26 protein-coding genes and 2 tRNA genes are annotated in these 26,469 nt (G+C 37.9%); 7 read left to right on the top strand and 21 right to left on the bottom strand.

The features are described 5' to 3' along the window. Positions 1-24 precede the first annotated feature (24 nt). A complete protein-coding gene (locus GNP81_RS08480) occupies positions 25-900 on the bottom strand; it encodes a D-hexose-6-phosphate mutarotase (RefSeq protein WP_155672085.1) in 876 nt (291 codons plus the stop codon). A 193-nt stretch (positions 901-1,093) separates the two neighbouring features. After that, on the bottom strand, positions 1,094-2,089 hold the full coding sequence (gene gap / locus GNP81_RS08475; RefSeq protein WP_005418545.1) for a type I glyceraldehyde-3-phosphate dehydrogenase: 996 nt from the start codon (positions 2,087-2,089) through the stop codon (positions 1,094-1,096). 337 nt (positions 2,090-2,426) lie between these two features. Here gap and msrB point away from each other — a divergent pair, with 337 nt between their 5' ends. Beyond that, the gene (gene msrB, locus GNP81_RS08470) at positions 2,427-2,834 is read left to right on the top strand and encodes a peptide-methionine (R)-S-oxide reductase MsrB (RefSeq protein ID WP_155672084.1); all 408 of its coding nucleotides are present in this window, start codon (positions 2,427-2,429) and stop codon (positions 2,832-2,834) included. 62 nt (positions 2,835-2,896) lie between these two features. Here msrB and GNP81_RS08465 read toward each other — a convergent pair whose 3' ends face one another. Further along, on the bottom strand, positions 2,897-3,739 hold the full coding sequence (locus tag GNP81_RS08465; RefSeq protein WP_155672083.1) for a DUF2989 domain-containing protein: 843 nt from the start codon (positions 3,737-3,739) through the stop codon (positions 2,897-2,899). A 123-nt stretch (positions 3,740-3,862) separates the two neighbouring features. On the opposite strand from GNP81_RS08465, the gene GNP81_RS08460 reads away from it, so the two are divergent. Both GNP81_RS08460 and GNP81_RS08455 read left to right on the top strand, forming a co-directional pair. Then, positions 3,863-4,147, top strand: a complete 285-nt coding sequence (locus GNP81_RS08460) for a YeaC family protein (RefSeq protein ID WP_196587333.1) — start codon at positions 3,863-3,865, stop codon at positions 4,145-4,147. Positions 4,148-4,292: 145 nt separating this feature from the next. Next, positions 4,293-4,442, top strand: a complete 150-nt coding sequence (locus GNP81_RS08455) for a hypothetical protein (protein WP_005418549.1) — start codon at positions 4,293-4,295, stop codon at positions 4,440-4,442. Between the two features lie 21 nt (positions 4,443-4,463). Here the strand turns inward: GNP81_RS08455 and GNP81_RS08450 are convergent, their stop codons facing one another. Continuing rightward, the gene (locus GNP81_RS08450; RefSeq protein ID WP_005418550.1) at positions 4,464-5,324 is read right to left on the bottom strand and encodes an ion transporter; all 861 of its coding nucleotides are present in this window, start codon (positions 5,322-5,324) and stop codon (positions 4,464-4,466) included. A gap of 582 nt (positions 5,325-5,906) precedes the next feature. Here GNP81_RS08450 and adhE point away from each other — a divergent pair. Next, on the top strand, positions 5,907-8,582 hold the full coding sequence (gene adhE, locus GNP81_RS08445) for a bifunctional acetaldehyde-CoA/alcohol dehydrogenase (protein WP_012533913.1): 2,676 nt from the start codon (positions 5,907-5,909) through the stop codon (positions 8,580-8,582). A 187-nt stretch (positions 8,583-8,769) separates the two neighbouring features. Here adhE and GNP81_RS08440 read toward each other — a convergent pair whose 3' ends face one another. From GNP81_RS08440 to sodB, 3 genes are all read right to left on the bottom strand, one after another. Next, positions 8,770-9,441 (bottom strand): SDR family oxidoreductase, encoded by a 672-nt coding sequence (locus GNP81_RS08440; protein WP_155672081.1) that lies wholly within the window; start codon positions 9,439-9,441, stop codon positions 8,770-8,772. Positions 9,442-9,663: 222 nt separating this feature from the next. Beyond that, complete coding sequence (locus GNP81_RS08435; protein ID WP_155673431.1) at positions 9,664-10,170, bottom strand: VC2046/SO_2500 family protein; 507 nt, start codon at positions 10,168-10,170, stop codon at positions 9,664-9,666. Between the two features lie 200 nt (positions 10,171-10,370). Beyond that, the gene (gene sodB / locus GNP81_RS08430; protein WP_005418554.1) at positions 10,371-10,955 is read right to left on the bottom strand and encodes a superoxide dismutase [Fe]; all 585 of its coding nucleotides are present in this window, start codon (positions 10,953-10,955) and stop codon (positions 10,371-10,373) included. Between the two features lie 234 nt (positions 10,956-11,189). Here sodB and GNP81_RS08425 point away from each other — a divergent pair, with 234 nt between their 5' ends. Then, positions 11,190-11,525, top strand: a complete 336-nt coding sequence (locus GNP81_RS08425; protein ID WP_005418555.1) for a Grx4 family monothiol glutaredoxin — start codon at positions 11,190-11,192, stop codon at positions 11,523-11,525. Positions 11,526-11,589: 64 nt separating this feature from the next. On the opposite strand, the gene GNP81_RS08420 is transcribed toward GNP81_RS08425, so the two are convergent. The 3 genes from GNP81_RS08420 to rnt all read right to left on the bottom strand — a co-directional run bounded on the left by GNP81_RS08420 (position 11,590) and on the right by rnt (position 15,119). Further along, entirely contained in the window at positions 11,590-12,909 is a 1,320-nt protein-coding gene (locus tag GNP81_RS08420; RefSeq protein WP_155673432.1) for a response regulator, read from the bottom strand. A gap of 169 nt (positions 12,910-13,078) precedes the next feature. Further along, positions 13,079-14,407: a Na+/H+ antiporter family protein gene (locus tag GNP81_RS08415; protein ID WP_155672078.1), complete on the bottom strand. Its 1,329-nt coding sequence runs from the start codon at positions 14,405-14,407 to the stop codon at positions 13,079-13,081. Between the two features lie 46 nt (positions 14,408-14,453). Next, complete coding sequence (rnt, locus tag GNP81_RS08410; RefSeq protein ID WP_196587340.1) at positions 14,454-15,119, bottom strand: ribonuclease T; 666 nt, start codon at positions 15,117-15,119, stop codon at positions 14,454-14,456. A 189-nt stretch (positions 15,120-15,308) separates the two neighbouring features. On the opposite strand from rnt, the gene motY reads away from it, so the two are divergent. Then, positions 15,309-16,187, top strand: coding sequence for a flagellar protein MotY (gene motY, locus GNP81_RS08405; protein WP_063643878.1), 879 nt, complete (start codon positions 15,309-15,311; stop codon positions 16,185-16,187). A 52-nt stretch (positions 16,188-16,239) separates the two neighbouring features. Here the strand turns inward: motY and GNP81_RS08400 are convergent, their stop codons facing one another. The 11 genes from GNP81_RS08400 to GNP81_RS08350 all read right to left on the bottom strand — a co-directional run bounded on the left by GNP81_RS08400 (position 16,240) and on the right by GNP81_RS08350 (position 23,684). Beyond that, a complete protein-coding gene (locus GNP81_RS08400; protein ID WP_155673433.1) occupies positions 16,240-16,674 on the bottom strand; it encodes a DUF2753 domain-containing protein in 435 nt (144 codons plus the stop codon). Positions 16,675-16,814: 140 nt separating this feature from the next. After that, on the bottom strand, positions 16,815-17,231 hold the full coding sequence (gloA, locus tag GNP81_RS08395) for a lactoylglutathione lyase (RefSeq protein WP_155673434.1): 417 nt from the start codon (positions 17,229-17,231) through the stop codon (positions 16,815-16,817). A 24-nt stretch (positions 17,232-17,255) separates the two neighbouring features. Then, positions 17,256-17,891, bottom strand: a complete 636-nt coding sequence (gene nth / locus GNP81_RS08390; protein WP_155673435.1) for an endonuclease III — start codon at positions 17,889-17,891, stop codon at positions 17,256-17,258. A gap of 58 nt (positions 17,892-17,949) precedes the next feature. Then, entirely contained in the window at positions 17,950-18,633 is a 684-nt protein-coding gene (locus tag GNP81_RS08385; RefSeq protein ID WP_155672075.1) for an electron transport complex subunit E, read from the bottom strand. Further along, complete coding sequence (rsxG, locus tag GNP81_RS08380) at positions 18,633-19,265, bottom strand: electron transport complex subunit RsxG (protein WP_155672074.1); 633 nt, start codon at positions 19,263-19,265, stop codon at positions 18,633-18,635. Before rsxG ends, GNP81_RS08385 begins: the two co-directional genes overlap by 1 nt. A gap of 4 nt (positions 19,266-19,269) precedes the next feature. Further along, on the bottom strand, positions 19,270-20,325 hold the full coding sequence (rsxD, locus tag GNP81_RS08375) for an electron transport complex subunit RsxD (RefSeq protein WP_336495397.1): 1,056 nt from the start codon (positions 20,323-20,325) through the stop codon (positions 19,270-19,272). A 2-nt stretch (positions 20,326-20,327) separates the two neighbouring features. Then, a complete protein-coding gene (gene rsxC, locus GNP81_RS08370; RefSeq protein ID WP_419465703.1) occupies positions 20,328-22,166 on the bottom strand; it encodes an electron transport complex subunit RsxC in 1,839 nt (612 codons plus the stop codon). Positions 22,167-22,169: 3 nt separating this feature from the next. Beyond that, positions 22,170-22,754, bottom strand: coding sequence for an electron transport complex subunit RsxB (rsxB, locus tag GNP81_RS08365; protein WP_005418571.1), 585 nt, complete (start codon positions 22,752-22,754; stop codon positions 22,170-22,172). Positions 22,755-22,756: 2 nt separating this feature from the next. Next, positions 22,757-23,338, bottom strand: a complete 582-nt coding sequence (gene rsxA / locus GNP81_RS08360) for an electron transport complex subunit RsxA (RefSeq protein WP_005418573.1) — start codon at positions 23,336-23,338, stop codon at positions 22,757-22,759. Between the two features lie 134 nt (positions 23,339-23,472). Continuing rightward, positions 23,473-23,548, bottom strand: a tRNA-Asn gene (locus GNP81_RS08355). A 60-nt stretch (positions 23,549-23,608) separates the two neighbouring features. Next, positions 23,609-23,684 (bottom strand) — tRNA-Asn (locus GNP81_RS08350). A 480-nt stretch (positions 23,685-24,164) separates the two neighbouring features. Here GNP81_RS08350 and uvrB point away from each other — a divergent pair. Beyond that, positions 24,165-26,195 carry an excinuclease ABC subunit UvrB gene (gene uvrB, locus GNP81_RS08345; RefSeq protein ID WP_155673436.1) on the top strand — a complete coding sequence of 677 codons (2,031 nt, stop codon included), beginning with the start codon at positions 24,165-24,167 and terminating at the stop codon, positions 26,193-26,195. Positions 26,196-26,469: the final 274 nt, after the last annotated feature.

Here is a 26,469-nt window from a genome sequence, read left to right as displayed (position 1 = left end):
ATATCGAAATAGGTTATCTTGATCTTACGCTTTAATCGTTGTGGTTAGCGTAAATGCATTACCTGGTTCAACGGTTTGCGCTTCATCTAAACTTGTTGCGTGGTAAGTGGACTCAACACACACCATGGTTTTGTAACCATCATTATTCATGTCGGCCATCGATTCAGCGCCTTCAATCCAAGGGTTCCAAATAACAGCAGCATTATGACCTGAATTTGTGACCGTTAATGTACGCTGAGAATCTGAAACAGACACGGTATTTTCTGGTTGAGTATATACACGGTCAACGGCAGCATTTATTGATAGTGTTTCTTCGCCAGTACACAGTTTGGCATTATGAAGCCCATCAATATACGTTGGGCCCATACCCGTAATTGTTGTTGATGCAATATCAGCAACGTTAAGATAAGTGTGTAAAGCACCAGAACAATTCCATACCTTGTTATCCGTATTTTTTGCATCAAGCGTAATACGTAATTCATCACCAATTTCAACGGTTAAGCGTGCTTCAAATTCAAAAGGCCAAATCGCTTTGGTTGCATCAGATGCTTCTAATCCTAGAACGACAATAACGCCATTATCATTTTCACGATGTTCAATAAGTGTCCATTCATTATTACGAGCAAAGCCGTGAGCAGGATCGGCGATACGACCAAACCATGGCCAACATACAGGAACCCCGCCACGAATTGCTTTTTCAGGGTTAAAGATGGCTTCTTTACTCATCCAAATAAGATCGTCTTGTCCTTTTGGCGTAAAAGATAAAACATGGCCACCATGAAGAGAAATGGCTGCATTGGCTTTGTCATGAATAACACGAATCACTTTTACATCATCTAATTGAGCAACAGTGACGTTATCAGATAATACACTGATAATTGGAAGCTGAGTAAGATTCATAGGTAACTCCTAAAATAATAAATATGCATTCTTTTTCTATGTCATATTCAGAGAAATTGCTTCTTTAGATTGAATAGAAAAAGGATAAATACTGAATTTCGGGTATAAAAAAGGCGACAATTAAGTCGCCTTTCATTCTTAAAAGATAGTAAAACCTTTTAAGTTAGCTTTCAAAGAAAGTCTAAACTAATGCTTACTTAGAAACGTGAGCGATTAGGTCAAGAACTTTGTTTGAGTAACCGATTTCGTTGTCGTACCAAGATACAACTTTAACGAATTTGTCAGTTAGTGCAACACCAGCTGCAGCATCGAATACTGAAGTTTGAACTTCACCGATGAAGTCTTGAGAAACAACAGCGTCTTCTGTGTAACCTAGAACACCTTTAAGCTCGCCTTCAGATGCTTCTTTCATAGCAGCACAGATTGCTTCGTAAGATGCAGCAGTTTTTAGGTTAACTGTTAGGTCAACTACAGAAACGTTAGCAGTTGGTACACGGAAAGCCATACCAGTTAGAAGGCCGTTTAGTTCTGGAAGAACAACGCCTACAGCTTTAGCAGCACCAGTTGAAGATGGGATGATGTTTTGAGAAGCACCACGGCCACCGCGCCAGTCTTTAGCAGAAGGACCATCTACAGTTTTTTGAGTTGCTGTAGTAGCGTGAACTGTAGTCATAAGACCAGATTCGATACCGAATTTGTCGTTAAGAACTTTAGCAACAGGTGCTAGACAGTTAGTAGTACAAGAAGCGTTAGAAACGATGTCTTGACCAGCGTAAGAAGTGTGGTTAACACCCATTACGAACATTGGAGTAGCGTCTTTTGAAGGACCAGTTAGAACAACTTTCTTAGCACCAGCAGTGATGTGCTTACGTGCAGTTGCGTCGTCTAGGAAAAGACCAGTTGCTTCAGCAACAACGTCAACGTTGATTGCATCCCACTTAAGATCTTCTGGGTTACGCTCAGCAGTTACACGTACAGTTTTGCCGTTTACTACTAGGTTACCATCTACAACTTCAACTGTACCGTTGAAACGGCCGTGAGTTGAATCGTACTTAAGCATGTAAGCCATGTATTCAACGTCGATAAGATCGTTAATACCAACAACTTCGATGTCATTGCGCTCTACAGATGCACGGAATACGAAACGTCCAATACGGCCAAAACCGTTAATACCTACTTTGATAGTCATTATAGTTGCTCCACAACTTAAATTTGAATTTCAGGTTTAAATTAACTGGTAGTAAAATTACAAAATCCTGAGCCAACCTGCAAGTGAAAATCCAAATTTAATTGTTTAAAATCAAAAAATAGACCATATCCTGTTAACATAAAGAAAAATTCTTACGTAATTCGGATAATTTGTGGTTATTTAGTAACCTAAATGACACTTTATGAAAAAAAGTGACATAACAATTAATGTGATTTCGCTTGGTTGCTGTAAAATTACTTTGGCAAAGTATGTGCTACAAAGGTGATATATAGCAAGGTTTAATTTAAAGAAGTCTAAGTAAAGGAGTTTTATAAAAATGGATACACCAAAAACATTTTTAGAATACACCGATGAAGAGTGGCGAAAAAAGCTTACAAATGAAGAGTTTGATATTTGTAGAAAACAAGGAACTGAAGCGCCTTTCTCAGGAACGTTGTTACATAATAAAGAAAAAGGTTATTACGCCTGTACTTGTTGCCAAACCATTTTATTTGTATCTGATAATAAATATGACTCAGGTTGTGGATGGCCAAGCTTTGATGCTCCAGTGAACGAGCAAGTCATAAGATATATTGAAGATAACAGCCACGGGATGAAAAGAATAGAAATCCGTTGTCGTCATTGTGACAGTCATTTAGGGCATGTTTTTGATGATGGCCCTAAAACAACCAACGAAAGATATTGTGTCAATTCGGTTTCTTTAAATTTTTCGCAAGATAAGTAAATCCATATAAAATAAAAAAGGAGCCTAATGTGCTCCTCTTTTATTTTGTTAATATCAGCGAATTAATTTTTTTCAGTTACTTTTGGAAGTAGCTGCGCTGAGAATTTTTGTTCTTTAATGCTTTTGACTATTACTTCACTTGTTTGTTGTAGTTTTTGTTTTTCTGCATCTGAGAACGGATACAAAAGGTCAAGTTGTTGTTGAGAAGAAACTTGTAGATCAAATTCTTTCCCTACTAAAGCCCAAATATAAGCGTGTTCTGTGTTTTGCTCTTTATGATTAATACTCGCTAGTGACTTAATAATGGTTGTATGAAAATCATTTTTATAATCATCTTTAGTTAATAGTTCTAATGAATGATTCAATAACGTGATGGTTTTATTTCCATTGCGTAATGCATAAAAGGTAGCAAGTGCATATTGAAGCTCTGCTGTTTCAAGAGAGCGAGAACCTTCAAGTTGTAAAAACTCTCTTAATGCAGACTTATCACCAGTACTCCAACGATAATAAAGAACGGTCGGATCTTTAGATTCTTTCAATTCAATACTCAATAGATCGATAGCATCATAGGTATGTATAAGTGCTTCTGAACGCTTTGTTTTAATTTCTTTTGCAGTGATAGGTTCAATTTGTGCTGCAGATGTTAAACAGGATTGATATTGATAGGTTGCTTGAATGGTTTTTAATTTATCTAAGTCATTTTGGCTTTTTAAAGTAGCAAAGCGACTTAATATAAGAGCATCACGTTGATTAAGACACTGCCCATCACGCATATTTAATTGATCACATTGTAGCTCAGAATGATCCTCACATAACTGCGTTGTTGTTGGAGTGGTATCAAAACAGCCAGATAAGGAAAATGCAGTAAACGTTATTAGCGAAAATCGTTGAATAGTAGAAAACATGATAAGCCTATTGATTGAGAAAATGGAAACGTGATCCGTTACTCCTATTTATCGGCATAATATTGACTAACATTAATGAAAAGATATCGTTTGTTCATATTTTTATAAATAAAAGAGTAGATGATGAATATAGATACATTATTAGAATCCATGACTCCTGAGGTTTTTAAAAACCTACAATACGCAGTTGAAACAGGGAAGTGGCATAATGGGACACCATTGTCTGCTGAGCAGAGAAGCACATGTATGCAAGCCGTGATGATTTATCAATCTAAATACAATATAGATGCACAGCATATGACGGTGGCTGAGGGCGGAGAGATCAGTTTTAAATCAAAATCTGAATTAAAAAAACAATTTTCGAAAGACCAGCAAGATATTGTTCGTGTGAATGTTTCTTCTGATTAATGGCCTATTTGTACTTTTTATAACGGCAAATGAGTAAATAAGAAAAACAAATGCAACATTGATCCCAAAAGTGGCTTATAAAATTGTCGATAAGTAAACAGTCTAGTAAATTATCGACAATTTCATAAATATAGAATGACGTAAGATGAAAAAGACCAAAGGACAAGTTCTAACTAAATTTGCTGCATTTGCCGCTGTATTCTTTTTATTAGCAGTAATTGCTGCACCAAAGTTCCTTGGTAGTGATTCTGATGCTCATGCGTCGAAGAGTTCGTTAAGTTTATACTCTGAATAGCGTCTTTTAAAATGAGTACTATTATTCTTTCGCATTAATAGTATTCACTATTCTTTTGTCAGGTTCTGGCAACCGACTCCCACAATGCTTACAGTGTATTGCATCTGATTCATGTCCACCTTTTAAACAATTAGGACAACGAACAAGATCTCTGTGGGTATTCATCTCTTGATTCAATTCCGCAGTAATGATCCCCGTAGGTACAGCAAGTATCGAGTAGCCTAATAACATAGTTAAAGAGGCAATTGCTTTGCCGAGAGGGGTGTGAGGCACTAAATCACCATATCCTACAGTAGTAATTGTTACTATAGCCCAATAGATACTTTGTGGAATACTTGTAAATCCATTCTCTGGTCCTTCAATTACAAACATTAGTGAACCAAAAACAGAAACAAGAATCGCAACTGTACTAAAAAATATGAGTATTTTGCGTTTGGCCATTAAGAGTGAGCGCAATAGAATATTTGAATCTTGCAAGTAACGAACAAGTTTTAAAATTCGGAAAATACGCATTACTCGAAGCAAACGAATAATGGCTATATAGCTGGCGCTAGGGAAGAAGAGAGCTAGGTATGTGGGTAATATCGCTAATAAATCAATAATTCCGTAGAAGCTTTTTGCATAAGAGCTTGGTCGTGGCGAACAATAAAGACGCAAAACATACTCAAGAGTGAAGATGGCAGTAAATAAATACTCAAGCTTCCATAAGACTTCCCCATACTGTAAACGCACAGAGCTTATAGAATCTAATATCAAAGTTGCTTGTGATAATAAGATTAAAATAATTAAGGCGATATCAAATCTTCTGCCACCTTTAGTATGGGTACCAAAGATGATTGTATATAGATGATGTTTTATTGGGCTTTTTCTTGTTTTTGTCATTTATCTGTATTTATAAGCTATTGCTGTATACCAAGAATAATCAAAAAACTCTGACCTCTCTAGTATTTCTTTTAATCAATTTCTAATCCTATCTTTTTAAAAACACTAAAATTTTACAATAAAGTGATCTAGAGCAAATTATTCACGATATAAATGATGTGAATTTTCCACGAGTTATACTACTCTTTAGTGGCACGAATAATTCGCCTTAATTTGTCATTTTTGGCCGCGATTATGTAATTTTATTACAGTTTGGTTTTCTGCTATTGACTGATTCGTTAAGAGTTGAATGTTTGAAGTGCTTCTATTTTTGCATTAAGTATGTGATATAAATCACTTTTTAAATGTGCTATCCGTAAGGGGTAAGCCGAAAGTGGTAAATATTTTCCGATAACTGATCTGAATCAATACTTTTAAAAATGTGAAAGAATATAATCAGTTTTGAAAGCAATTTACTAAGAAAGTACAACGAGAACGTGAAGGGAATTTTCGGTCTTGTTATACAAATGAAATAAAAAATCAAAGTTCTTACTAAATAGTTTTTAATGATTTATATAGTTTTTTAATTTTAGGAGAAACACTATGCCTGTAACTAACCTAGCTGAATTAGATGCTCTAGTAGCACGCGTTAAAGCAGCACAAGAAGAGTTCGCAACTTTTTCTCAAGAGCAAGTTGATGCAATCTTCCGTGCAGCATCTCTAGCAGCTAACCAAGCTCGTATCCCGCTAGCACAACAAGCGGTTGCTGAGTCTGGCATGGGTATCGTTGAAGATAAGGTTATCAAAAACCACTTCGCATCAGAGTTCATCTACAATAAATATAAAGATGAAAAAACATGTGGCATTCTTGAAGAAGACGATAACCTAGGAACAATGACTATCGCAGAACCTGTAGGTATTATCTGTGGTATCGTTCCAACAACTAACCCAACATCTACTGCAATCTTCAAATCTCTAATCTCTCTAAAAACTCGTAACGGTATCATTTTCTCGCCACACCCACGTGCGAAAAACTCTACTAATGATGCAGCGAAACTTGTTTTAGACGCAGCGGTTGCAGCTGGTGCTCCAAAAGACATCATCGGTTGGATTGACCAACCATCTGTAGAACTTTCTAATGCACTAATGAAGCACGACGGTATCGCTCTTATCCTTGCTACTGGTGGTCCAGGCATGGTTAAAGCAGCTTACTCTTCAGGTAAACCTGCAATCGGTGTTGGTGCTGGTAACGTTCCTGTTGTTATCGATGATACAGCTGATGTTAAACGTGCTGTAGCTTCTGTTCTTATGTCTAAAACATTCGATAACGGTGTAGTTTGTGCTTCTGAGCAAGCTGTAATCGTAATGGATGAAGTATACGACGAAGTTAAAGAGCGTTTTGCTTCTCACAAAGGTTACGTACTATCTAAAGCTGAAGCAGATAAAGTTCGTAAAGTTCTACTTATCGACGGTAACCTAAACGCAAACATCGTAGGTCAACCTGCAACAGCTATCGCTGAAATGGCTGGTGTTAAAGTTCCAGCTGATACTAAGATCCTTGTTGGTGAAGGTATCGGTGAAGTATCTTACGATGACGAATTCGCTCATGAGAAACTGTCTCCAACTCTAGGTATGTTCCGTGCGTCTTCTTTTGAGAACGCGGTAGACCAAGCAGTTAAAATGGTAGAAATTGGCGGTATCGGCCACACATCTGGTCTGTACACTAACCAAGACGTTAACGCTGACCGTATCCGTTACTTCGGTGACAAACTAAAAACAGCACGTATTCTTGTAAACATCCCAACTACTCACGGTGGTATCGGTGACCTTTACAACTTCAACGTTGCACCTTCTCTAACTCTTGGTTGTGGTTCATGGGGTGGTAACTCTATCTCTGAGAACGTGGGTCCTAAGCACCTTATCAACAAGAAAACTGTAGCGAAGCGAGCTGAAAATATGTTATGGCACAAACTACCTAAGTCTATCTACTTCCGTCGTGGCAGCCTTCCAATCGCAATGAGCGACCTAGAAGGTAAGAAACGTGCATTCCTTGTAACTGACCGTTTCCTATTCAACAACGGTTACGCTGATGACGTAGTTCAACTACTTAAAGCTCAAGGTATCGAAGTTCAAACATTCTTTGATGTAGAAGCGGATCCAACACTATCTGTTGTTGAGAAAGGCGCTGAAGCAATGAAGAGCTTCCAACCTGACGTAATCCTTGCTCTAGGTGGTGGTTCACCAATGGATGCTGCTAAGATTATGTGGGTAATGTACGAGCACCCAGAAACTCACTTCGCAGAACTAGCAATGCGCTTTATGGATATCCGTAAACGTATTTACAAGTTCCCTAAAATGGGTAAAAAAGCTGAGCTTGTATGTATCACTACAACTTCAGGTACGGGTTCAGAAGTTACTCCATTCGCTGTTGTTACAGACGACAAAACTGGTGCTAAATACCCACTAGCTGATTACGAAATTACGCCAAACATGGCAATCGTTGATGCTAACCTAGTAATGAACATGCCTAAGTCTCTAACAGCATTTGGTGGTTACGATGCAGTAACTCACGCATTAGAAGCTTACGTATCTGTTCTTGCTAACGAATACTCTGACGGTCAAGCGCTTCAAGCTCTTAAGATGCTTAAAGAATACTTACCATCAAGCTACAAAAATGGTGCGAACGACCCAATCGCTCGTGAGAAAGTACACAATGCTGCAACTATCGCTGGTATCGCGTTTGCTAACGCATTCCTAGGTGTGTGTCACTCAATGGCTCACAAAATCGGTGCTGAGTTCCACTTACCACACGGTTTAGCGAACGCATTACTTATCTCAAACGTTGTACGTTACAACGCGAACGATAACCCAACTAAACAAACAGCATTCTCTCAATACGACCGTCCACAAGCTCGTCGTCGTTACGCAGAAGTTGCTGACCACCTAGGCCTAAGCCAAGCTGGTGACCGTACTGCTCAGAAGATTGAGCGTCTACTAACTTGGTTAGAAGAGCTTAAGAAAGATTTAGATATTCCACTATCTATCAAAGATGCAGGTGTTAACGAAGCAGACTTCATCGCTAAACTAGATGAACTATCTGTTGAAGCGTTCGATGACCAATGTACTGGTGCGAACCCACGTTACCCTCTAATCACAGAGCTAAAAGAAGTACTAACAACTTCTTACTACGGTAAACCTTTTGTTGAAGGTGAAACGTTTGAAGGCACAACAGTAATTAAAAAAACTGAAGAGCCAAAAGCGAAAAAAGCAAAGAAATAATTGATTGCTAAACGCTGAGTTACTTTCACTAGCAATTTGAAAGTGATAAATAAGAAAGCCACCTAGTCTTAGGTGGCTTTTTTGCATCTAGAGGTTTGTGTTTAAAAATGTTATTGAACTGATAATACTAATTTAAATAAGTACCTGACCGTTCATCTCACTGCTTATTCAGATTGGTATTAAATTACTAAGCTGTTGCTTCAATAATTCGACCACTAAAGTACTCATTAGCAAGAATGTATTCAGTGTTTTTTATCAGTTCTTGATTGATGGTACTTAGATTAGGCACGGTATCATTATTTGTTATTCTTGGTGTTACTCCACCAATTCTTATTTTGAATGGATTCAGCTCTTTAGCCCAACTCTTAGTTAATCCTGCTAAAAGTGCTGTGGAGTTATCTGCTTGGTGCAAATGCGCTAAATCATTGTGATAGCCAAGGTTAATAATTACGCCTTCTTTCTTATGAGATCGCATATTTTGAGCGGCAAATTGGCCATAGGTGAATAACGTTGTTGCTAACTCTGTGAGTTGGAATGGACTATTTTGACTCTGTGAATCCAGCAAGCTTGGTAACGTCACAGCAGTATAGTTATTGATTAGTACGTCTATGCCGTTATTAAACTCATTATCGATGGCATGAAACAGATGGCGAATGCTTTCTTGGCTTTGGTCTTCTAGTTGATAGCTGACAATATTGGATGTTAATTGACTGCAAAAATGATGCGTTTCATTTAACGCTTCTGCATCAGAATCTGTAATGATTAAATAAGCGCCAAGAGAAGCGAAATGACATGAAATGGAACGACCCATAACATTTCCAGCTGATGTGATCAGTATGGTTGAATGTTTTATTTGCATAGCATTCTTTCCTTAGAGCATGAATTGCTTTAATAGCGTTAGTTACTCGATGCTTTAATAATGGAATAGAAATATGACATCTGCTGTGAGATGGGCTTTAAATGATGATTAAATATCAATCAATATTGTGAATTATGCACTAACTCACATATTGCTCAATGATTAATGAGAAGGGGAAGTTAAAACTGTTAATGGCTAATATGGTATTAATGTAATGCCATATTAAACATAAAAATTCATTTCAGAATGGCGCTTAGCGGTTACAAGTTCATTATAAAGATCTTGTGGAATAGCATTAAAAATCTCATTACCTGATTCTAACTGACGACGTTGGTGGCCTGATAGGTTGTGATAAATTTCTTCAGGTAGGTCACAAGTATCTTGTGGCATATAAGCCATTGCATCCGGTGCTAGACCATGTTGCAGCTTAGCGCTTGCTATTCCACCGTTGTGGAATTGATAAGCTTGAGCAGCAGAACGAGAATAGCTTTCTTCATTACTACGTAGTGTTTGAGCATCAGCTAGCTGAAAGCGTTGACGTAATAGATCTTCAGTTACTTTTTTCTCGTTAATTTTTTCAACAGGCGTGTTTTCACGTAAGTCATTAGATAGTAACGACATCATTAAAGCGAAATCAGCACGACGACCAGCTTCTACAGCATGGTTTAGGTTCGAGCCAAATTGAACTTCGCTAATTAATTCTGCTTTGTCTAATGTATGTACTTTCATGAATCAATCCTCTTGGTGATAACTATTTATCGGTAAGGGATTGGAAAGCTTTAGTCTTTTTAGGAAAAAAATTGCCGTTTTTTAAATTATTTTTAGAAATAGGGCAAAGAGTTACCGCAACGGAAAACAAAAAAAAGGCCAGTATAAAAACTGACCTTTGAACATTTAGCCGCAAGGAGCGTCTATTTATAATTCGAAAATTATTTTGCTAGGTTTTCTTCTACGAAAGACCAGTTTACAAGATTCCAGAATGCACCCATGTAATCAGGACGAACATTACGGAAATCGATGTAGTAAGCGTGTTCCCACAGGTCAACTGTTAGAAGTGGCGTTGTGCCTTCTTCTGTTAGTGGTGTTGCTGCGTTAGACGTGTTAACGATTTCTAGAGAACCGTCCGCTTTTTTCACTAACCAAGTCCAAGAAGAACCAAAGTTATTGATTGCTGAATCTGTGAATTGAGCTTTAAATTCTTCAAAAGAACCAAATGCAGCATTGATAGCTTCTGCTACAGCACCAGTTGGTTCGCCACCAGCGTTTGGAGCTAAACAGTGCCAGTAGAATGTGTGGTTCCAGATTTGAGCTGCGTTATTAAAAACACCACCTGTAGAAGTTTTAATGATCTCTTCTAATGTTTTGCCTTCAAACTCAGTACCAGGAATAAGACCGTTTAGTTTAACAACGTATGTGTTGTGGTGCTTACCATGGTGGAAATCCAGTGTTTCTGCTGAGATATGTGGTTCTAGTGCATCTTTTGCATACGGTAGAGCTGGTAATTCAAATGACATCGCTCGTGTCTCCATTTAAAAGAGGTCTATGCCTCATTAATTTTCCAAAAATATGTGCTCAATTATAATTAGAGCTTATCTGACTTCGCTTTGATTCTAGCAAGTTTTAAGTTTATTTAAAGAAAAAGTACCGATTTTTCAATAAATAATAACACTACAAATAATAGGTATTTTTTTCTTCACACATAACAAGTAGAATGGATACAACTTAAATGTCGACCATTAGAGGATACAATGGAAACTATCGATAAGATCAAACAACAAATTTCTGAAAACCACATCCTTTTATACATGAAGGGTTCTCCTAAACTACCTAGCTGTGGTTTCTCTTCTCAAGCTGCACAAGCTCTAATGAACTGTGGTGAGAAATTTGCGTACGTAGATATTCTACAAAACCCTGATATTCGTGCAGAGCTTCCAGCATACGCACAATGGCCTACATTCCCACAATTATGGGTTGAAGGTGAATTAGTTGGTGGCTGTGACATTATCATTGAGATGTTTCAAAAGGGTGAACTTCAGCCATTAATTAAAGAAGCGGCAGAGCGTAACGCACCAGCGGCTGAATAATTAAAATATTTTCATAAAAAAGCCACGTTATTAAACGTGGCTTTTTTTATTTGGCTAATTTCTATTAAAACGAAGACGATGATTTTTGTTGTTTTATGAATGCCATCGTTTGTAACTGAGCTAGAGTCGATGTTCCTTTCTGTAGTTTAGTTAACCATTTTTCTTCTAACTGAGCCTTTTCATCGTCTAGTTTCATTTCACAATAAACAAGATATACAATGAATGCAGTTTCATAATCAGCAATATCGTTTATTTGAATATCTGATATGTGTCGATTTGCTTCACCGTATCGATTAATTTTTAATTGAAATAATGCAGACAGTGCTCGTTGTGCTGCAATACACGGGATCCCACGTAGACGTCCTTTTAATTTGGCACTTACGCGTTGCCATGCACTTTCTGGTGACCACTCTTGAAGGATGTCTTCAGAAGCTAAATATAAATCGCCCCACGCCGCCATGGCTCGTTTACCTGCGGAATCAAATGCAGAGTTTGGTAACAGATAAGCGTATTTAGTGAGTAGATCAAAAGCGTCGTATTTTTCACCTCTTGCAAGTAAAGACCAAACGAGTTTGCAGAAGCGAATGTATGAATAGGGGGAGAGTTCAAAGCCTCTTTTCCAAAATCGAGCTGCGATTCCAATATCTTCTCTTGCAAAAGAAACTTCAGCTTTTAGATCAATTAACTGCAGATTATCTTTGTTTTTTTGTAGCAGGCCATCGATATGCTGATTTGCTTGTTCGTATTCTTTTTTAGCTAATAGTATTTCAGCATATTGAATATCGGCTTCGATAGATTCTTTGATAATTGAAAGTAAGGCTTTATTGACACTTAATGCTTCTTGAAGACGGTTTACTTTAATTAGACGTGATGCCAATTTCAGCATTGAATCTTTTAGGATCACTTTATTAGGAGCTTGAAAGATTAAGGGTTTAACACCGGTTAATCCATCTTTTGTATACGCGGCAATCATCCCAGTAGAAAATTGGCGTTTAATCAAATCATGATTAATGACTTTTATAATTTCTTCAGGACGAATAGGCTTTTGAATGTATTTAGCTGGCATGTAATCACTGTATGCTAGCTCAATTTGTGGGTCTTCATTGCCCGTGACGATATAGATAAGCGTGTTGTCCGTGATAAGACGTAGTAACTTAAGTTGCTCTAGCATCTGTAGGCCAGTGCTACCGTGACCTAAATTATGATCGACAAATAACACATCAAATTTCTGACGTTTACAGTTACCAACAGCTGCACCTGCTGTTGGACAGCATGAAATATTGTTGGTTGGAACACCTATACGACTGAGTAATGCTCTAAGCGCATTTTGAATGACAGTGCTGTCGTCAATGATAAGAAATGAAGAAAGCTTAATTAATTTCATACAAGATTATAGGTGGTGATTAAACAATGGCAGAGTATAGCAACTGTATCAGTTAAAGATACGTTCAAACAAAGAGATAAAGGGGTATTTTTTTGATCTTTATGCAAAAAAACGGCAGAAACATCTGCCGTTTTAACGTTTTTTTAAATAAAAATGCAATTTAATTACATTACAGGACCATTGCTGCAATCCATCCGAAGATAATTAACGGCAAGTTATAATGCAAAAATGTAGGTACAACGGTTTCCCAAACGTGTTCATGTTGACCATCAGAATTTAGGCCTGATGTTGGACCTAATGTTGAATCTGAGGCTGGAGAACCAGCATCACCAAGTGCTGCAGCTGTACCAACAAGTGCAATGGTTGCCATTGGTGAAAAACCAAAAGCAATAGCAAGAGGAACATAGATCGTTGCAATAATTGGAATGGTTGAGAATGAAGAACCGATTCCCATTGTAACTAATAGGCCGACAATTAGCATAAGTAGGGCGGCTAATGGTTTATTATCACCAATAGAGGTAGATAGAGCCTGAACTAGGGTTTCTACACCACCTGTGGCTTTCATTACTGCGGCAAAGCCTGCGGCTGAAATCATAATAAAGCCAATCATTGCCATCATGTGAACACCACGAGTGAATACATCTTGCGTTTCTTTCCAAGCGATCACGCCACCAAAAGTAAACACCATGAAACCAGCAAGAGCACCAATGATCATTGAACCTGCGTATAACTGAACCGATAGAGCTGCAATGATGGCTAAAATAGATATTTGGATATGGCGTTTATTAAATGTAGGCTCTGCTGATGTTGCTGTTAACTCAGAGTTATCAACTTCAGCATATGTTCTTGGCTTACGGTATGAAATAAATACGGCGATTAATAAGCCAACAACCATGCCAAGCGCTGGTAAAGCCATTGCTAGTGGTACTTGGCTTGCAAGTACATCTAAATGGTTATCATGAAGGTTTTTAAGCAGGATGTTGTTTAAGAAAATACCACCAAAACCGACAGGTAAAATCATATAAGGTGTCACTAAACCGAAAGTTAGTACACAAGCAATTAAACGACGATCTAGCTTTAGTTTGTTAAATACTTGAAGTAGTGGCGGGATCAAAATTGGAATAAAGGCAATATGCACTGGCACTACGTTTTGAGATGAAATCGTCACTAGAAGTATCAAGCATAATAGTAAATATTTTACACCAGTTGCAGCGTGGATATTTTCTTTACCATTTATACGTTTGATCACACTGTGAGCAAGTAAATCAGTCACGCCTGATTTTGAAATAGCAACAGCAAAAGCGCCTAGCATAGCGTAACTTAATGCAATTGTTGCACCGCCACCTAGACCACCTTCGAAAGCTGAAATGGTTTCAGATAATGATAATCCACCTACTAATCCACCGATTAGTGCGCTAAATGTTAAGGCAACAACAACGTTAACTCTAAGCAAAGCAAGGATAAGCATAACTGAAACAGAAAGAATGATTGGATTCATTGTGTTTAGTTCCCTGTAAATTATTATGTAGTTAGCAATTAGCCAATTAATTATTATTAGTATTGTTTTCTGGTTCTGGCATTACAGGCCAGCCACCAAGATCTTTCCATTTATTCACAATACGACAGAATAACTCTGCCGTTTTTTCTGTATCATAAAGAGCTGAATGAGCTTCTTTTCCATCAAAATCCATTCCTGCTGTTTTACACGCTTTTGCCAATACAGTTTGACCTAGTGCAAGACCACTGATTGCCGCTGTATCAAAGGTGCAAAATGGGTGAAAAGGAATGCGTTTTAATTTTGTTCGTGCTGCGGCTTCCATAACAAAGCTATGATCAAAATGAGCGTTATGAGCAACCATTATTGCGCGTTGGCAATCGTGTTGTTTTTGTTCTTTACGGACAAGTTTAAAGATTTCTTTTAATGCAACGTCTTCAGTAACAGCACCACGTAATGGGCTAAATGGGTCACGTATACCATTAAATTCAAGTGCTTCTTTTTCAATATTAGCACCTTCAAAAGGAGTGACATGGAAGTGAATGGTGGTAGCAGGTTTTAAATTACCTTGCTCATCCATCGCGAGAGTAACAGCACAAATCTCAAGTAATGCATCAGTTTTAGCATTAAAACCTGCTGTTTCAACATCAATAACTACAGGAAAATAGCCACGAAAACGGTTTTTTAATAAATTGTGTTGTTCTACTTCAGTCATCATTCGGTACGTAAGAAAATGTTATGACTATTATTACAGATTATCCGTAGCATAAAAACTGTAAATAAGGTGTGATAGAGATATATTTATTAGTATCTAACTGAAACTGGCCAGTTGTAAGTAATTATTGGTCTAATTATTGCTTTATTAATAGCATCGTCAACGGCATGACCCATAGATTTAGGTATTATGAAAAAAATATTTGTTACATCTGCTTTATTAGTGAGCTCTTTGATTGCTACTCCTGTATTAGCAAATAAGAATTATGTCGCTAAGCCAGAGCAATCGAAGTGGACGATGTTAGAAAACTCGCCTTTAGAGTGTCGTTTGTCTCATAACATTCCTAATTATGGTAGTGCACAGTTTTCATCTTATGCTAACAAGAAGATGAATCTGGATTTTGAACTAAAAATGAACCGCCCAATGGGTGAAACTCGTGCTGTTAATCTTGTGTCTATGCCAGCTCGCTGGATGCCGGGTGATGGTGCGGAAAGTATGTTGAATTTAAAGTTCTTCAAACAATTTGATGGCTATGTTGGTGGTCCAACAGCTTGGTCTATGCTTGCTGAGCTTGAAAGTGGTCGTTTCCCAACGTTTACCTATGCTGATTGGCAAAGTCCTAAGCAAATGATTGAAGTTGCGTTATCACCTGTTTTATTTCAAGAGCAATATAATGTGTTTAGTATGTGTATAGCGAATTTGCTTCCATATAGCTTTGAAGATATTTCGTTCACTATTTTGCATTTTGATAAGAACAGTGACGAATTAAACAAAGCATCGAAAAAGCGCTTATCTCAAATTGCTGATTTCATTAAATACACGAAAGATGTTGATTTAGTATTAGTTGCCACTTATACCGATTCTAGTGGTGGAAAAAATGTGAACCAACAAGTGTCAGAAAGACGTGCGTTAAAATTACAAAATTACTTTGAATCAATTGGTTTACCCGCTGATCGTATCCGTGTACATTCCTATGGTGAACGTCGCCCAATCGCAGATAATGCAACACCGATTGGTAAGAATAAAAACCGTCGTGTTGTTATTTCTCTAGGACGAACAATTATCTAATTATTCGTTGTAAAATCGTAATAAAAAGACGCCTCATTGTAGGCGTCTTTTTTTATTGTAATTTGAAACTGGCAATTAACTCACACTGAACTGTAGTATCAATATGTTGTATATGTCGTGCAATTGATGGGTTAGGGTGGCGTTTCATAAAATCCAATAATGCACTCTTGCAACAACCTAAATTATCAACGAAAGATTCACACTCGCTATGTGGGCACTGAGGTACGAGTGTTAATATTTTTTTGGATGCGAGTTCAAGGTATTTTAGTTCAAAACGACTGTCGTTTTGGCTTCTCCAAAATTGAGCCAGATTATGACAAGAGATAACGGATATGGTTATTTGGTCATTTAAGCTAGCTTCATTTCTCTTTATCAGTACTTCTGAAATAGCAAAGGCTTGCTGATAATGAAGAATGGTTCGCCATGAATCCTCATTCTTAAAAGCTTGTTCAGCTAATAACGTATGTTTTTCCCATAATTCAATCATAGTAAAGCCTCAATTAGTTTATTAAGAATTCCATTATCACGATAAATCTAACTGAGAATCATTATCAATTAAAGTTTTGTGTATAAAAAAACCTGCCTAGATCGCAGGTTTTTACTGCAAGATAGATTATAAGGTATTTATTAACCTTCTAATCCCGCTGATGCGCTGCTGTTTTGAATTAACTCAATCATGTAACCATCAGGATCTTTTACAAAAGCAATATGTGTTGAGCCACCTTTCACAGGACCTGCTTCACGCGTAACATTGCCTCCTGTAGCTTTAATTGCATCACAAGTTGCATAGATATCATCAACACCAATAGCAATGTGGCCAAAAGCCGTACCCATGTCGTATTCTTCTGTGCCCCAGTTATAGGTAAGTTCAATTACGGCACCTTGGGATTCATCGCCATAGCCAAGAAAAGCCAGTGTGTATTTGTATTCTTCATTCGTATTTTGACGAAGAAGATCCATTCCCATTACTTTTGTATAAAATTCGATGGATTTATCTAAGTTACCCACGCGGATCATTGTATGTAAAATGCGTCCATTAGCCATAATCTTGCTCCAGTTTATATATTATTAATCTTCAGTTTTTTCTTTGAATTCACATAAATCTTCAATCATACAACTACCGCACCGAGGTTTTCGAGCGATACAGGTATAACGACCATGTAATATTAACCAATGGTGAACATCCAATTTGAACTCTTTTGGAACCACTTTTAGTAGTTTCTTTTCAACATCATTAACCGTTTTACCCATGGCGAATTTAGTGCGATTAGATACTCGGTAAATATGGGTATCAACAGCAATCGTAGGCCATCCAAAAGCCGTGTTTAATACAACATTTGCTGTTTTATGGCCAACACCAGGGAGTGCTTCTAAGGCTTCTTGATCTTCAGGGATCTCTCCACCATGTAAATCAATGAGCATACGACAGGTCTTAATGACATTCTCTGCTTTCGTATTAAATAAGCCGATGGTTTTTATATATGTTTTCAGTCCATCTACCCCTAGATCTAAAATGTTTTGTGGGGTATTTGCTACTGGATATAATTTTCTTGTTGCTTTGTTAACACTAACATCGGTTGCTTGTGCGGAAAGTAGTACTGCAATTAATAATTCAAATGGCGTTGACCACTCAAGTTCGGTTTGAGGATTGGGATTTTCTGAACGTAAGCGCTCTAAAATTTCTAAACGTTTTACATTATTCATACAGCAATTAAATCCTTTTCTTTTTCACGATATATGAGGTTAACCTATGGTGTTACAGTTAAGAAATACGAACTCGTTCTATCTCTGCTTTTTCTTTAGGTTGACGATCAGCCATTTTCTTATCAATGACATTTTTTATAGCAATAAGAAAACCAACACCAAGGAATGCACCTGGAGGTAGCATAGCTAATAGGAAGTGGCTATCAACATGGAAAAGCTCAATTCTTAACATAGTTGCCCAATCACCAAGCAGAAGATCGGCACCATCAAACAAAGTGCCATTACCAAGGATCTCGCGCATTGCACCAAGTAAAACTAAGACCGCTGTCATTCCCATACCCATCCATAATCCATCTAAAACAGCAGGAAGGGGATCATTTTTTGAAGCAAACGATTCTGCTCGTCCAATGATAATACAGTTGGTCACAATTAGAGGGATAAATATCCCAAGAGATAAATAAAGACCATAAGCATAGGCATTCATAAGTAATTGTACACAGGTTACTAGTGAAGCAATGATCATTACAAATACAGGAATACGTACTTCTTGTGGTATCCACTGACGAACCAAAGAAACAATTAAGTTTGAGCCAACCAATACGAGAATGGTTGCGATACCTAAACCAAGTGCGTTAGTAACAGTCGCAGAGACGGCAAGTAAGGGACAAAGGCCTAATAGTTGTACTAGGGCTGGGTTATTATCCCATAAACCGTTTTTAATTAATTCTTTATGATTTGCCATTATTTTGTCTCACAATTCAATGGAAGAGTGAGCAGCTCTTCTTGATGTGTCTTATAGAACCAAACTGCTCTTTTTACCGCTTTAACTACCGCTCTTGGTGTAATTGTTGCGCCAGTAAATTGATCAAATTGGCCACCATCTTTTTGTACTGCCCAATTTTTATCTTCTGAACTTTCAACTGTTTTACCTAAAAATGCATCGACCCAGCGAGTGATTCTAATATCAATTTTATCGCCTAGTCCTGGAGTTTCTTGGTGTGAAAGAACACGAACACCTGTGACCATTGCATCTGAATCAACACCAACGATAATTTTAATGTTGCCACTGTATCCATCTGGCGCTATTGCCTCGATGGCTGCGCCTGAATGTTTACCATTTAATGAAGCAAGGTAAATTGGCATAGCTTGTTTTGAACCTAAGGCATCGTTATTTTTCACCAGAATACAAGCCTTGTATAGTTCGTTATCATGTTGCTCTTTAGGAACAACTTGATTGAGAACTGACAATAATTGCTGTTGCTGTTGATACGCAATTTGATCTTTAGTTAATGCATAAGTAATGGTAACTAGTGCCGTTGCTGCTATCGCAAACAGAGCCAAAACAAGGCTACTTTTTTTCATTGTGGTTAGCATTGTTTTATCCTTTAGTATGGCCGTAAGTTCTTGGTTTGGTGTAGTAATCAATTAATGGAACGCACATATTTGCTAATAAAACCGCAAAAGCTACGCCATCAGGGAAACCTCCCCAAGTTCGTATGATATAAACTAAAGCACCAATTAGAGCTCCGTAATATAAACGGCCCTTTGGTGTTGTCGCTGCGGAAACAGGATCCGTAGCAATAAAAAATGCCCCTAGCATGGTTGCGCCAGAAAACAGATTAAACAGTGGTGATGTTGCTGTATCTGGTGAGAATAAAGCAAATGCACTGCTAATAATAAATAGACTGGCTAAAAAACTAACCGGTATATGCCAATGAATTAAGCGTTGTTGAAGAAGGAATAGACCTCCTAATAAGAATCCAACATTAACCCATAACCAACCTAAACCTGCAAAACCATTAAAAATAGGCAAGGAAAGCACTTCAGAGGTGGTAAGTCCTGATTTTAATCCTGTTTTGATCGTATCTAATGGCGTAGCCATTGTCATACCATCAACGTTCATAGTTAATTGATGAACTGAGAAACCATCTTGGCTTAACCCATGGAAGATAAGCCACAGTGAATCAAGTAAGCTAATATTTTCTGTTAGTAGTTCTTTTACTGGTAGCCAAGTTGTCATTTGTACTGGAAATGAAATCAATAAGACAACATAAGCAGCCATCGCAGGGTTAAATACGTTTTGTCCTAAACCACCGTATAAGTGTTTAGCGATAACGATAGCGAAAACAACACCGATAACGGTTACCCACCAAGGTGCGAGTGGTGGAATTGCTAACGCTAATAATAGACCTGTTAAGAGAGCGCTATTATCGCTTAAATAGGGAGCTAGAGGCCTCTTTCTAAACTTTAAAATAATGGCTTCGGATGCAATTGCTGTGAAAATAGCAATAAGCACTTGTATGATATTACCCCAACCGAAGAAGTAGGTTTGTGCTAATAGCCCTGGAATGGTCGCAAGAGCAACCATTTTCATAATGTGTTTTGTGCTCTTTTTACTATGAGCGTGGGGTGAGCTAGTGATAAAAAAGGCCACTGTTACTCTTCCTTCTTGTTATTTTCTTGTGCAGCTTTGCGTGCTTTTGCACGAGCAATAGCAGCTGCGACTGCATCTTTTTTATCTGATTTATTTGAATCTGTTACTGTTGTTTCTTCTGCTAGTTTTGCTTTTCTTTCTCTTGCTTGCTGTTTACGTTCTTCACGTAGTTTAGCCATTTCCGAATTATCAGGTACTGAAGTCTCTGATTTCGCGGCCTCAGCTTGTTTTGCTTTCGCGCGAGCAATTGCAGCAGCAACTGCAGGTTTTGGTGCAGCTACGCCTGATTCTTGAGCTGCTTTTTGTGCTTTTACTCGAGCAATAGCGGCAGCGATGGCATCATCACCACCTTTACTCTCTGTTTTCATCTCTTTGCGACGGTTTTCAGCTGCTTGCTTAAATTTATTTTCACGCTCAAGCTTATCGCGTTCCAAACGTGCATTTTTTTCTTCAAAACGTAATTTCGCGCGTTCTGCCGCTAATTCATCTTGTTTACGAGAATAAATTTCTGATTTAGCTTGGCGATAATATTGAACTAGCGGTATTTCACTAGGACAGACATATGCACAAGCTCCGCATTCAATACAGTCATCAAGATGATACTCATTACACTTGTCATAATCTTCTGATTTTGAGTACCAATATAGTTGCTGAGGAAGTAATGATGTTGGACAAGCATCAGCACAGCTACTGCATCGAATACAAGCCATTTCATGATTGTAAAGAGGCAGTTCTTTTTTATCTGGTGTGATAATACAGTTGGTAATTTTAGTAATTGGAACTTGCTGATGGGGTAAAGTAAAGCCCATTAATGAACCACCCATGATGATACGTGGGTGTTTCTTATCTGCTTTATAGCCAACTAATTCCATAAGGTAATCAATACAAGTACCTAGGCGAACCCACAGGTTACCTGGTGTTGACATGCTGTTACCTGTTAGAGTAACGACTCGCTCAATAAGAGGTTCGGCATCGCAAATAGCGCGCTTTATGGCAAATACAGTTCCGACGTTTTGAACAATGACCCCAATATCTGTTGAGCGGCCATTAGCAGGTACTTCTTGTCCTGTAATGATTTTTGTCAGTTGACGTGAACCACCAGATGGATATTTGGTTGGTATGACTCGAATAATGATATTGTCATGGTCATTAACGGCTTGGTTAAGTGCTTTTACGGCTTCTGGTTTGTTATCTTCAATAGCAATGATACACACTTTTGGTGTTAGAACGTGTTGTAGGATCTTAATACCATCAATGATCTCTTCAGCATGCTCTCGCATTAAACGATCATCTGCAGTGATGTAAGGTTCACATTCAGCTGCGTTGATAATGAGCATTTCAGCTTTGCCGATACCACTTTGAATCTTACGGCTAGTAGGGAAACCAGCACCACCCATTCCTGATATACCAGATTGACGGATTCTCTCGATAAGTTCGATAGGGTCTACTGATGTAAAGTCATCAATTGGTGTACGCTCTTCAATCCAACGATCTTCACCATCAGATTCGATTACTATGCAGAGGTCAGTTAATCCTGATGGATGCGCTACAGTGCGAGGCTCAATAGCTGTGATTTTTCCTGATGTTGGGGCATGAACAGGAACACACATAGCAATATTGCCTTGTGTTAGAGGTTGGCCTTTTAATACTACATCGCCAACTGAGACGAGAATGTCACCTTTTCCACCAATGTGCTGTTTTAAGGGAAGAACAAGTTGAGAAGGGATCCCCGCGTGTTGAATTGCAGCCTGATTAGAGATTATTTTATTTTCTTCAGGATGAATACCACCGTGAAAGTCCCACAGTTGGCCTTGTTTAATTTGTTCGATAATGGACAACATGTATTACAGCTCCGATGATTTAGAAGGTTGGTCTGTAGAAATATTTACAACAGGGATAGTGTTTAAATCCCATTTCCAATTATCAGGTGTTGTTTTTACAGGGATCATCTCAATACAGTCTGTTGGACATGGAGCGACACATAAATCACATCCAGTACATTCCGATTCAATAACGGTATGTAAGGCTTTTGTTCCACCAACAATGGCATCAACAGGACAAGCCTGAATACATTTAGTACATCCAATACACATATCTTCATGAATAAAAGCGACTTTTTTAATGCTTTTTTCTTCATCGTGAGCTGAGCTAGGAACGTCAACTCCCATTAGATCAGCAAGTTTTTCGATAGTAGCCTGACCGCCTGGAGGACATTTATTTATCATATCGCCATTTGCGATAGCTTCAGCGTAGGGCTTGCAACCGGGGTAGCCACATTGGCCACATTGGGTTTGAGGAAGAATCGCATCGATTTGTTCGACAATAGGGTCGGACTCAACTTTGAATTTAATTGATGCAAACCCCAGTATTAAGCCAAATACTAGGGCAAGAGCAGCAATAGCTATAACAGCAATTAAGATTGAACTCATGTTTATAATTTCACTAAACCAGTAAAGCCCATAAAGGCTAAAGACATTAAACCTGCAGTGATCATCGCAATAGAAGCACCTTTAAAAGGCAAAGGTACATCGGCAGCAGCAATTCGTTCACGCATTGCAGAAAATAAGATAAGTACTAAAGAAAAACCAACGGCAGCACCAAAACCATAGATAATAGATTCTACGAAATTATGATTTTCAGTTACATTAAGTAAAGCGACACCAAGAACCGCACAGTTAGTTGTAATTAACGGCAAGAAAATACCCAGCACGCGATATAACGTCGGGCTTGTTTTGTGTACTACCATTTCAGTAAATTGCACAACAACAGCAATAACAAGAATGAAGCTCATTGTTCTAAGGTATTCAATTCCTAGCGGAGATAAAATATATGTTTCGACAAGGTACGAACATACTGATGCTAAGGTAAGAACAAATGTGGTCGCTAGGCCCATTCCGATAGCACTTTCTAGTTTTTTAGAAACGCCCATAAATGGACAAAGTCCTAAGAACTTAACTAGTACAAAGTTGTTTACTAGAACGGTACCAATAAGTAGTAAGAGATACTCAGTCATGCCAATGATTTTTATGATAATAGATGATCTGGTTATTATCGGACTTTAAGCGCGTGATAACAACCTTAGAAAGAATAGGTTTTTAATATTTTAAGTAAAAAAAAAGCCTCGTCGTTAGACAAGGCTTTTAAAAGTGGCTCCTCTTGCTGGACTTGAACCAGCGACATACGGATTAACAGTCCGCCGTTCTACCAACTGAACTAAAGAGGAATTAACTTTTTATATAGTCACGCTGTGCTTAAAAAGAGCAACAACCTAACCATTTAAATGTGGCTCCCTTTGCTGGACTTGAACCAGCGACATACGGATTAACAGTCCGCCGTTCTACCGACTGAACTAAAAGGGAATCGTTTAAACGGCCGTGATATTATCTATTCTAAAAAAAACTGTCAATACTAAAAATTGAAAAAAAATGAGTTCGTTTATTTTGCGGTCAACAAAACAATTTTAAGTAAAAAAGGATTGACATCTCTCTTAAGCTAAAGACGATAAGGGTTGTGGGTAGTTATCCACTAAAACTGTGGATAACTATGTTAATGGATCTTTGTTAACTGTCTCTAAGCATGATTAAATATAGCCTCAGCACTTAATAAGTAAAATAAACAATGAGAACTGACGACAAAAATCAATGACTTACAATTATTATATGTTTTACTTATCAATAGTAATGATTATTCACGGTAAAAATAAAGATTAAAGTTAAATTGATTATAAATTAATCTTTTCTGGGGAAAACTTTTCTTATTTAAGAGTTTCTATAAAAAAGAGAAGGGATTTGATAGGGTAGTGACTTATAAAAATAAGTAGGAAAGTGGAGCAGTATAAAATGTCTAGTGCGTATGAACTCGTATCTAATTATCAACCTGCGGGCGATCAACCTCAAGCGATAAAAACACTTAATGAAGGTCTTGAAAATGGGTTAGCTCATCAAACGTTACTTGGGGTTACTGGTTCAGGTAAAACATTTACTCTTGCTAATGTTATTGCTCATTCTGGTCGCCCGACGATCATTATGGCTCATAACAAAACATTAGCGGCACAGTTATATGGTGAAATGAAAGCTTTCTTTCCAAATAATGCCGTTGAATATTTTGTTTCTTATTTTGATTATTACCAACCAGAAGCTTACGTACCGACAACTGATACGTTCATTGAAAAAGATTCGTCGGTTAATGAACACATTGAGCAAATGCGTTTATCAGCAACCAAAGCACTATTAGAACGCAAAGATGCGATCATTATTGCTTCTGTTTCAGCAATATATGGCTTAGGTGATCCAAAAGCCTATTTAAGTATGATGCTGCATTTACGCCGTGGTGACATTATTAATCAAAGAGATATGCTGCGTCGTTTAGCTGAATTGCAATATAAGCGTAATGACATGGCTTTTGAACGAGGTACATTTCGAGTTCGTGGAGAAGTGTTGGATATTTTTCCTGCTGAGTCTGAACATGAAGCGATTCGTATTGAAATGTTTGATGATGAAGTGGAACGCATCAGTAAGTTTGATCCACTAACAGGGTCAATCATAACGAAAGATATGCCACGTTGTACTATCTACCCTAAAACGCACTATGTCACGCCTCGTGAGCAAGTATTGGATGCGATCGAAAAGATCAAGGTCGATCTTGCTATTAGACAAAAAGAATTGCTAGAAAATAATAAGCTTGTTGAAGAGCAGCGTATCACTCAGCGAACTCAATTTGATATTGAAATGATGAACGAACTTGGCTTTTGCTCAGGGATTGAAAACTACTCTCGTTATTTGAGTGGGCGTCCTGAAGGTGAAGCTCCTCCAACCCTGTTTGATTATTTACCACAAGATGGCTTATTAATTATCGATGAATCTCATATTACCGTTTCTCAAATTGGTGCCATGTACAAAGGGGACCGTTCACGTAAAGAAAACCTAGTGGAGTATGGATTTAGATTGCCATCGGCATTAGACAATCGCCCGTTGCGTTTTGAAGAATTTGAAGCATTAGCCCCTCAAACTATTTATGTTTCAGCGACTCCTGGTAAATATGAGATAGAAAAATCAGATGGAGAGATTGCCGAGCAGGTGGTGCGCCCAACTGGGTTATTGGATCCAATCATTGAGGTTCGCCCTGTTGCGACACAAGTGGATGATTTGCTATCTGAAATTCGTATTCGAACTAAAAATAGTGAGAGAGTATTGGTTACGACACTAACCAAGCGTATGGCTGAAGATCTAACTGAATACCTTGATGAGCATGGTGTTAAAGTTCGTTACCTTCACTCAGATATTGATACAGTTGAACGTGTTGAAATTATTCGTGATTTACGTTTAGGCGAGTTTGATGTTCTTGTTGGGATTAACTTACTTCGAGAAGGTTTGGATATGCCTGAGGTTTCATTGGTTGCGATTTTAGATGCAGATAAAGAAGGATTTTTACGTTCTGAACGTTCGTTAATTCAAACGATTGGTCGTGCTGCACGTAACTTAGAAGGTAAAGCCATTCTTTATGCCGATAAGATCACTGGCTCAATGGAAAAAGCCATTGGTGAAACGGAAAGGCGAAGAGAGAAGCAACGTTTGCACAATGAAGCATTAGGTATTGTTCCACAAGCGCTTAAGAAAGATGTTGCCGATATTCTTGAATTGGGTGATATGACTAAAAATAAACGTAAAGTTGTTGCACCTAAGATCAAATTATCTGAAGTTGCAGAAGAAGGTGCTGGTTACAGCTCTATGTCACCACAGCAGTTAGAAAAGGTGATTCAGAAGTTAGAAAGTAAGATGTATCAGCATGCTAAAGATTTGGAATTTGAGCAAGCAGCACAAGTTCGAGATGAAATTGATAATTTAAGGAAGCAATTTATAGCGAATAGTTAGTTGTTGATTTTATAGCAGAAAAAAAGAAGCCAACCGCAATATCCCGGTTGGCTTTATTGTTCATGTGAAAGTAAATTTCACTAACAACGTCAGTTGGCTAGGTGACCCTTTGGCTTAAAGGGTCAATATACCTATTGCAGGGAGCGTGCCAACTTTTTTACCCGTAAAAATAAGCTAAATAAGCCTAAATAGTGCGCAAAGTCATTCTTTTTTGCATTTTGCAAATTGCGTTTTGCGAATCGTGATTGCATAATGCAAACATCAGTCGTGTTTT

Source organism: Aliivibrio fischeri (genome assembly GCF_009727955.1).
Lineage (GTDB): Bacteria > Pseudomonadota > Gammaproteobacteria > Enterobacterales > Vibrionaceae > Aliivibrio > Aliivibrio fischeri_A.
The sequence above is the reverse complement of the archived record's forward strand: the minus strand, read 5'-3'. Positions and strand labels throughout refer to the sequence as shown.

Bases quoted from the DNA above. Each gene is read 5' to 3' on its own strand.
- uvrB (WP_155673436.1), top strand. From the start codon at position 24,165: ATGTCTAGTGCGTATGAACTCGTATCTAATTATCAACCTGCGGGCGAT.
- GNP81_RS08420 (WP_155673432.1), bottom strand. From the start codon at position 12,909: ATGAAATTAATTAAGCTTTCTTCATTTCTTATCATTGACGACAGCACT.
- rsxB (WP_005418571.1), bottom strand. From the start codon at position 22,754: ATGAGTTCAATCTTAATTGCTGTTATAGCTATTGCTGCTCTTGCCCTA.
- GNP81_RS08450 (WP_005418550.1), bottom strand. From the start codon at position 5,324: ATGACAAAAACAAGAAAAAGCCCAATAAAACATCATCTATATACAATC.
- gap (WP_005418545.1), bottom strand. From the start codon at position 2,089: ATGACTATCAAAGTAGGTATTAACGGTTTTGGCCGTATTGGACGTTTC.
- GNP81_RS08465 (WP_155672083.1), bottom strand. From the start codon at position 3,739: ATGTTTTCTACTATTCAACGATTTTCGCTAATAACGTTTACTGCATTT.
- GNP81_RS08385 (WP_155672075.1), bottom strand. From the start codon at position 18,633: ATGGCAAATCATAAAGAATTAATTAAAAACGGTTTATGGGATAATAAC.
- adhE (WP_012533913.1), top strand. From the start codon at position 5,907: ATGCCTGTAACTAACCTAGCTGAATTAGATGCTCTAGTAGCACGCGTT.
- rsxA (WP_005418573.1), bottom strand. From the start codon at position 23,338: ATGACTGAGTATCTCTTACTACTTATTGGTACCGTTCTAGTAAACAAC.
- GNP81_RS08435 (WP_155673431.1), bottom strand. From the start codon at position 10,170: ATGAAAGTACATACATTAGACAAAGCAGAATTAATTAGCGAAGTTCAA.
- msrB (WP_155672084.1), top strand. From the start codon at position 2,427: ATGGATACACCAAAAACATTTTTAGAATACACCGATGAAGAGTGGCGA.
- GNP81_RS08460 (WP_196587333.1), top strand. From the start codon at position 3,863: ATGAATATAGATACATTATTAGAATCCATGACTCCTGAGGTTTTTAAA.
- rsxG (WP_155672074.1), bottom strand. From the start codon at position 19,265: ATGCTAACCACAATGAAAAAAAGTAGCCTTGTTTTGGCTCTGTTTGCG.
- motY (WP_063643878.1), top strand. From the start codon at position 15,309: ATGAAAAAAATATTTGTTACATCTGCTTTATTAGTGAGCTCTTTGATT.
- sodB (WP_005418554.1), bottom strand. From the start codon at position 10,955: ATGTCATTTGAATTACCAGCTCTACCGTATGCAAAAGATGCACTAGAA.
- GNP81_RS08440 (WP_155672081.1), bottom strand. From the start codon at position 9,441: ATGCAAATAAAACATTCAACCATACTGATCACATCAGCTGGAAATGTT.
- gloA (WP_155673434.1), bottom strand. From the start codon at position 17,231: ATGGCTAATGGACGCATTTTACATACAATGATCCGCGTGGGTAACTTA.
- GNP81_RS08425 (WP_005418555.1), top strand. From the start codon at position 11,190: ATGGAAACTATCGATAAGATCAAACAACAAATTTCTGAAAACCACATC.
- GNP81_RS08415 (WP_155672078.1), bottom strand. From the start codon at position 14,407: ATGAATCCAATCATTCTTTCTGTTTCAGTTATGCTTATCCTTGCTTTG.
- rsxC (WP_419465703.1), bottom strand. From the start codon at position 22,166: ATGTTGTCCATTATCGAACAAATTAAACAAGGCCAACTGTGGGACTTT.
- GNP81_RS08480 (WP_155672085.1), bottom strand. From the start codon at position 900: ATGAATCTTACTCAGCTTCCAATTATCAGTGTATTATCTGATAACGTC.
- nth (WP_155673435.1), bottom strand. From the start codon at position 17,891: ATGAATAATGTAAAACGTTTAGAAATTTTAGAGCGCTTACGTTCAGAA.
- GNP81_RS08400 (WP_155673433.1), bottom strand. From the start codon at position 16,674: ATGATTGAATTATGGGAAAAACATACGTTATTAGCTGAACAAGCTTTT.
- rnt (WP_196587340.1), bottom strand. From the start codon at position 15,119: ATGACTGAAGTAGAACAACACAATTTATTAAAAAACCGTTTTCGTGGC.
- GNP81_RS08455 (WP_005418549.1), top strand. From the start codon at position 4,293: ATGAAAAAGACCAAAGGACAAGTTCTAACTAAATTTGCTGCATTTGCC.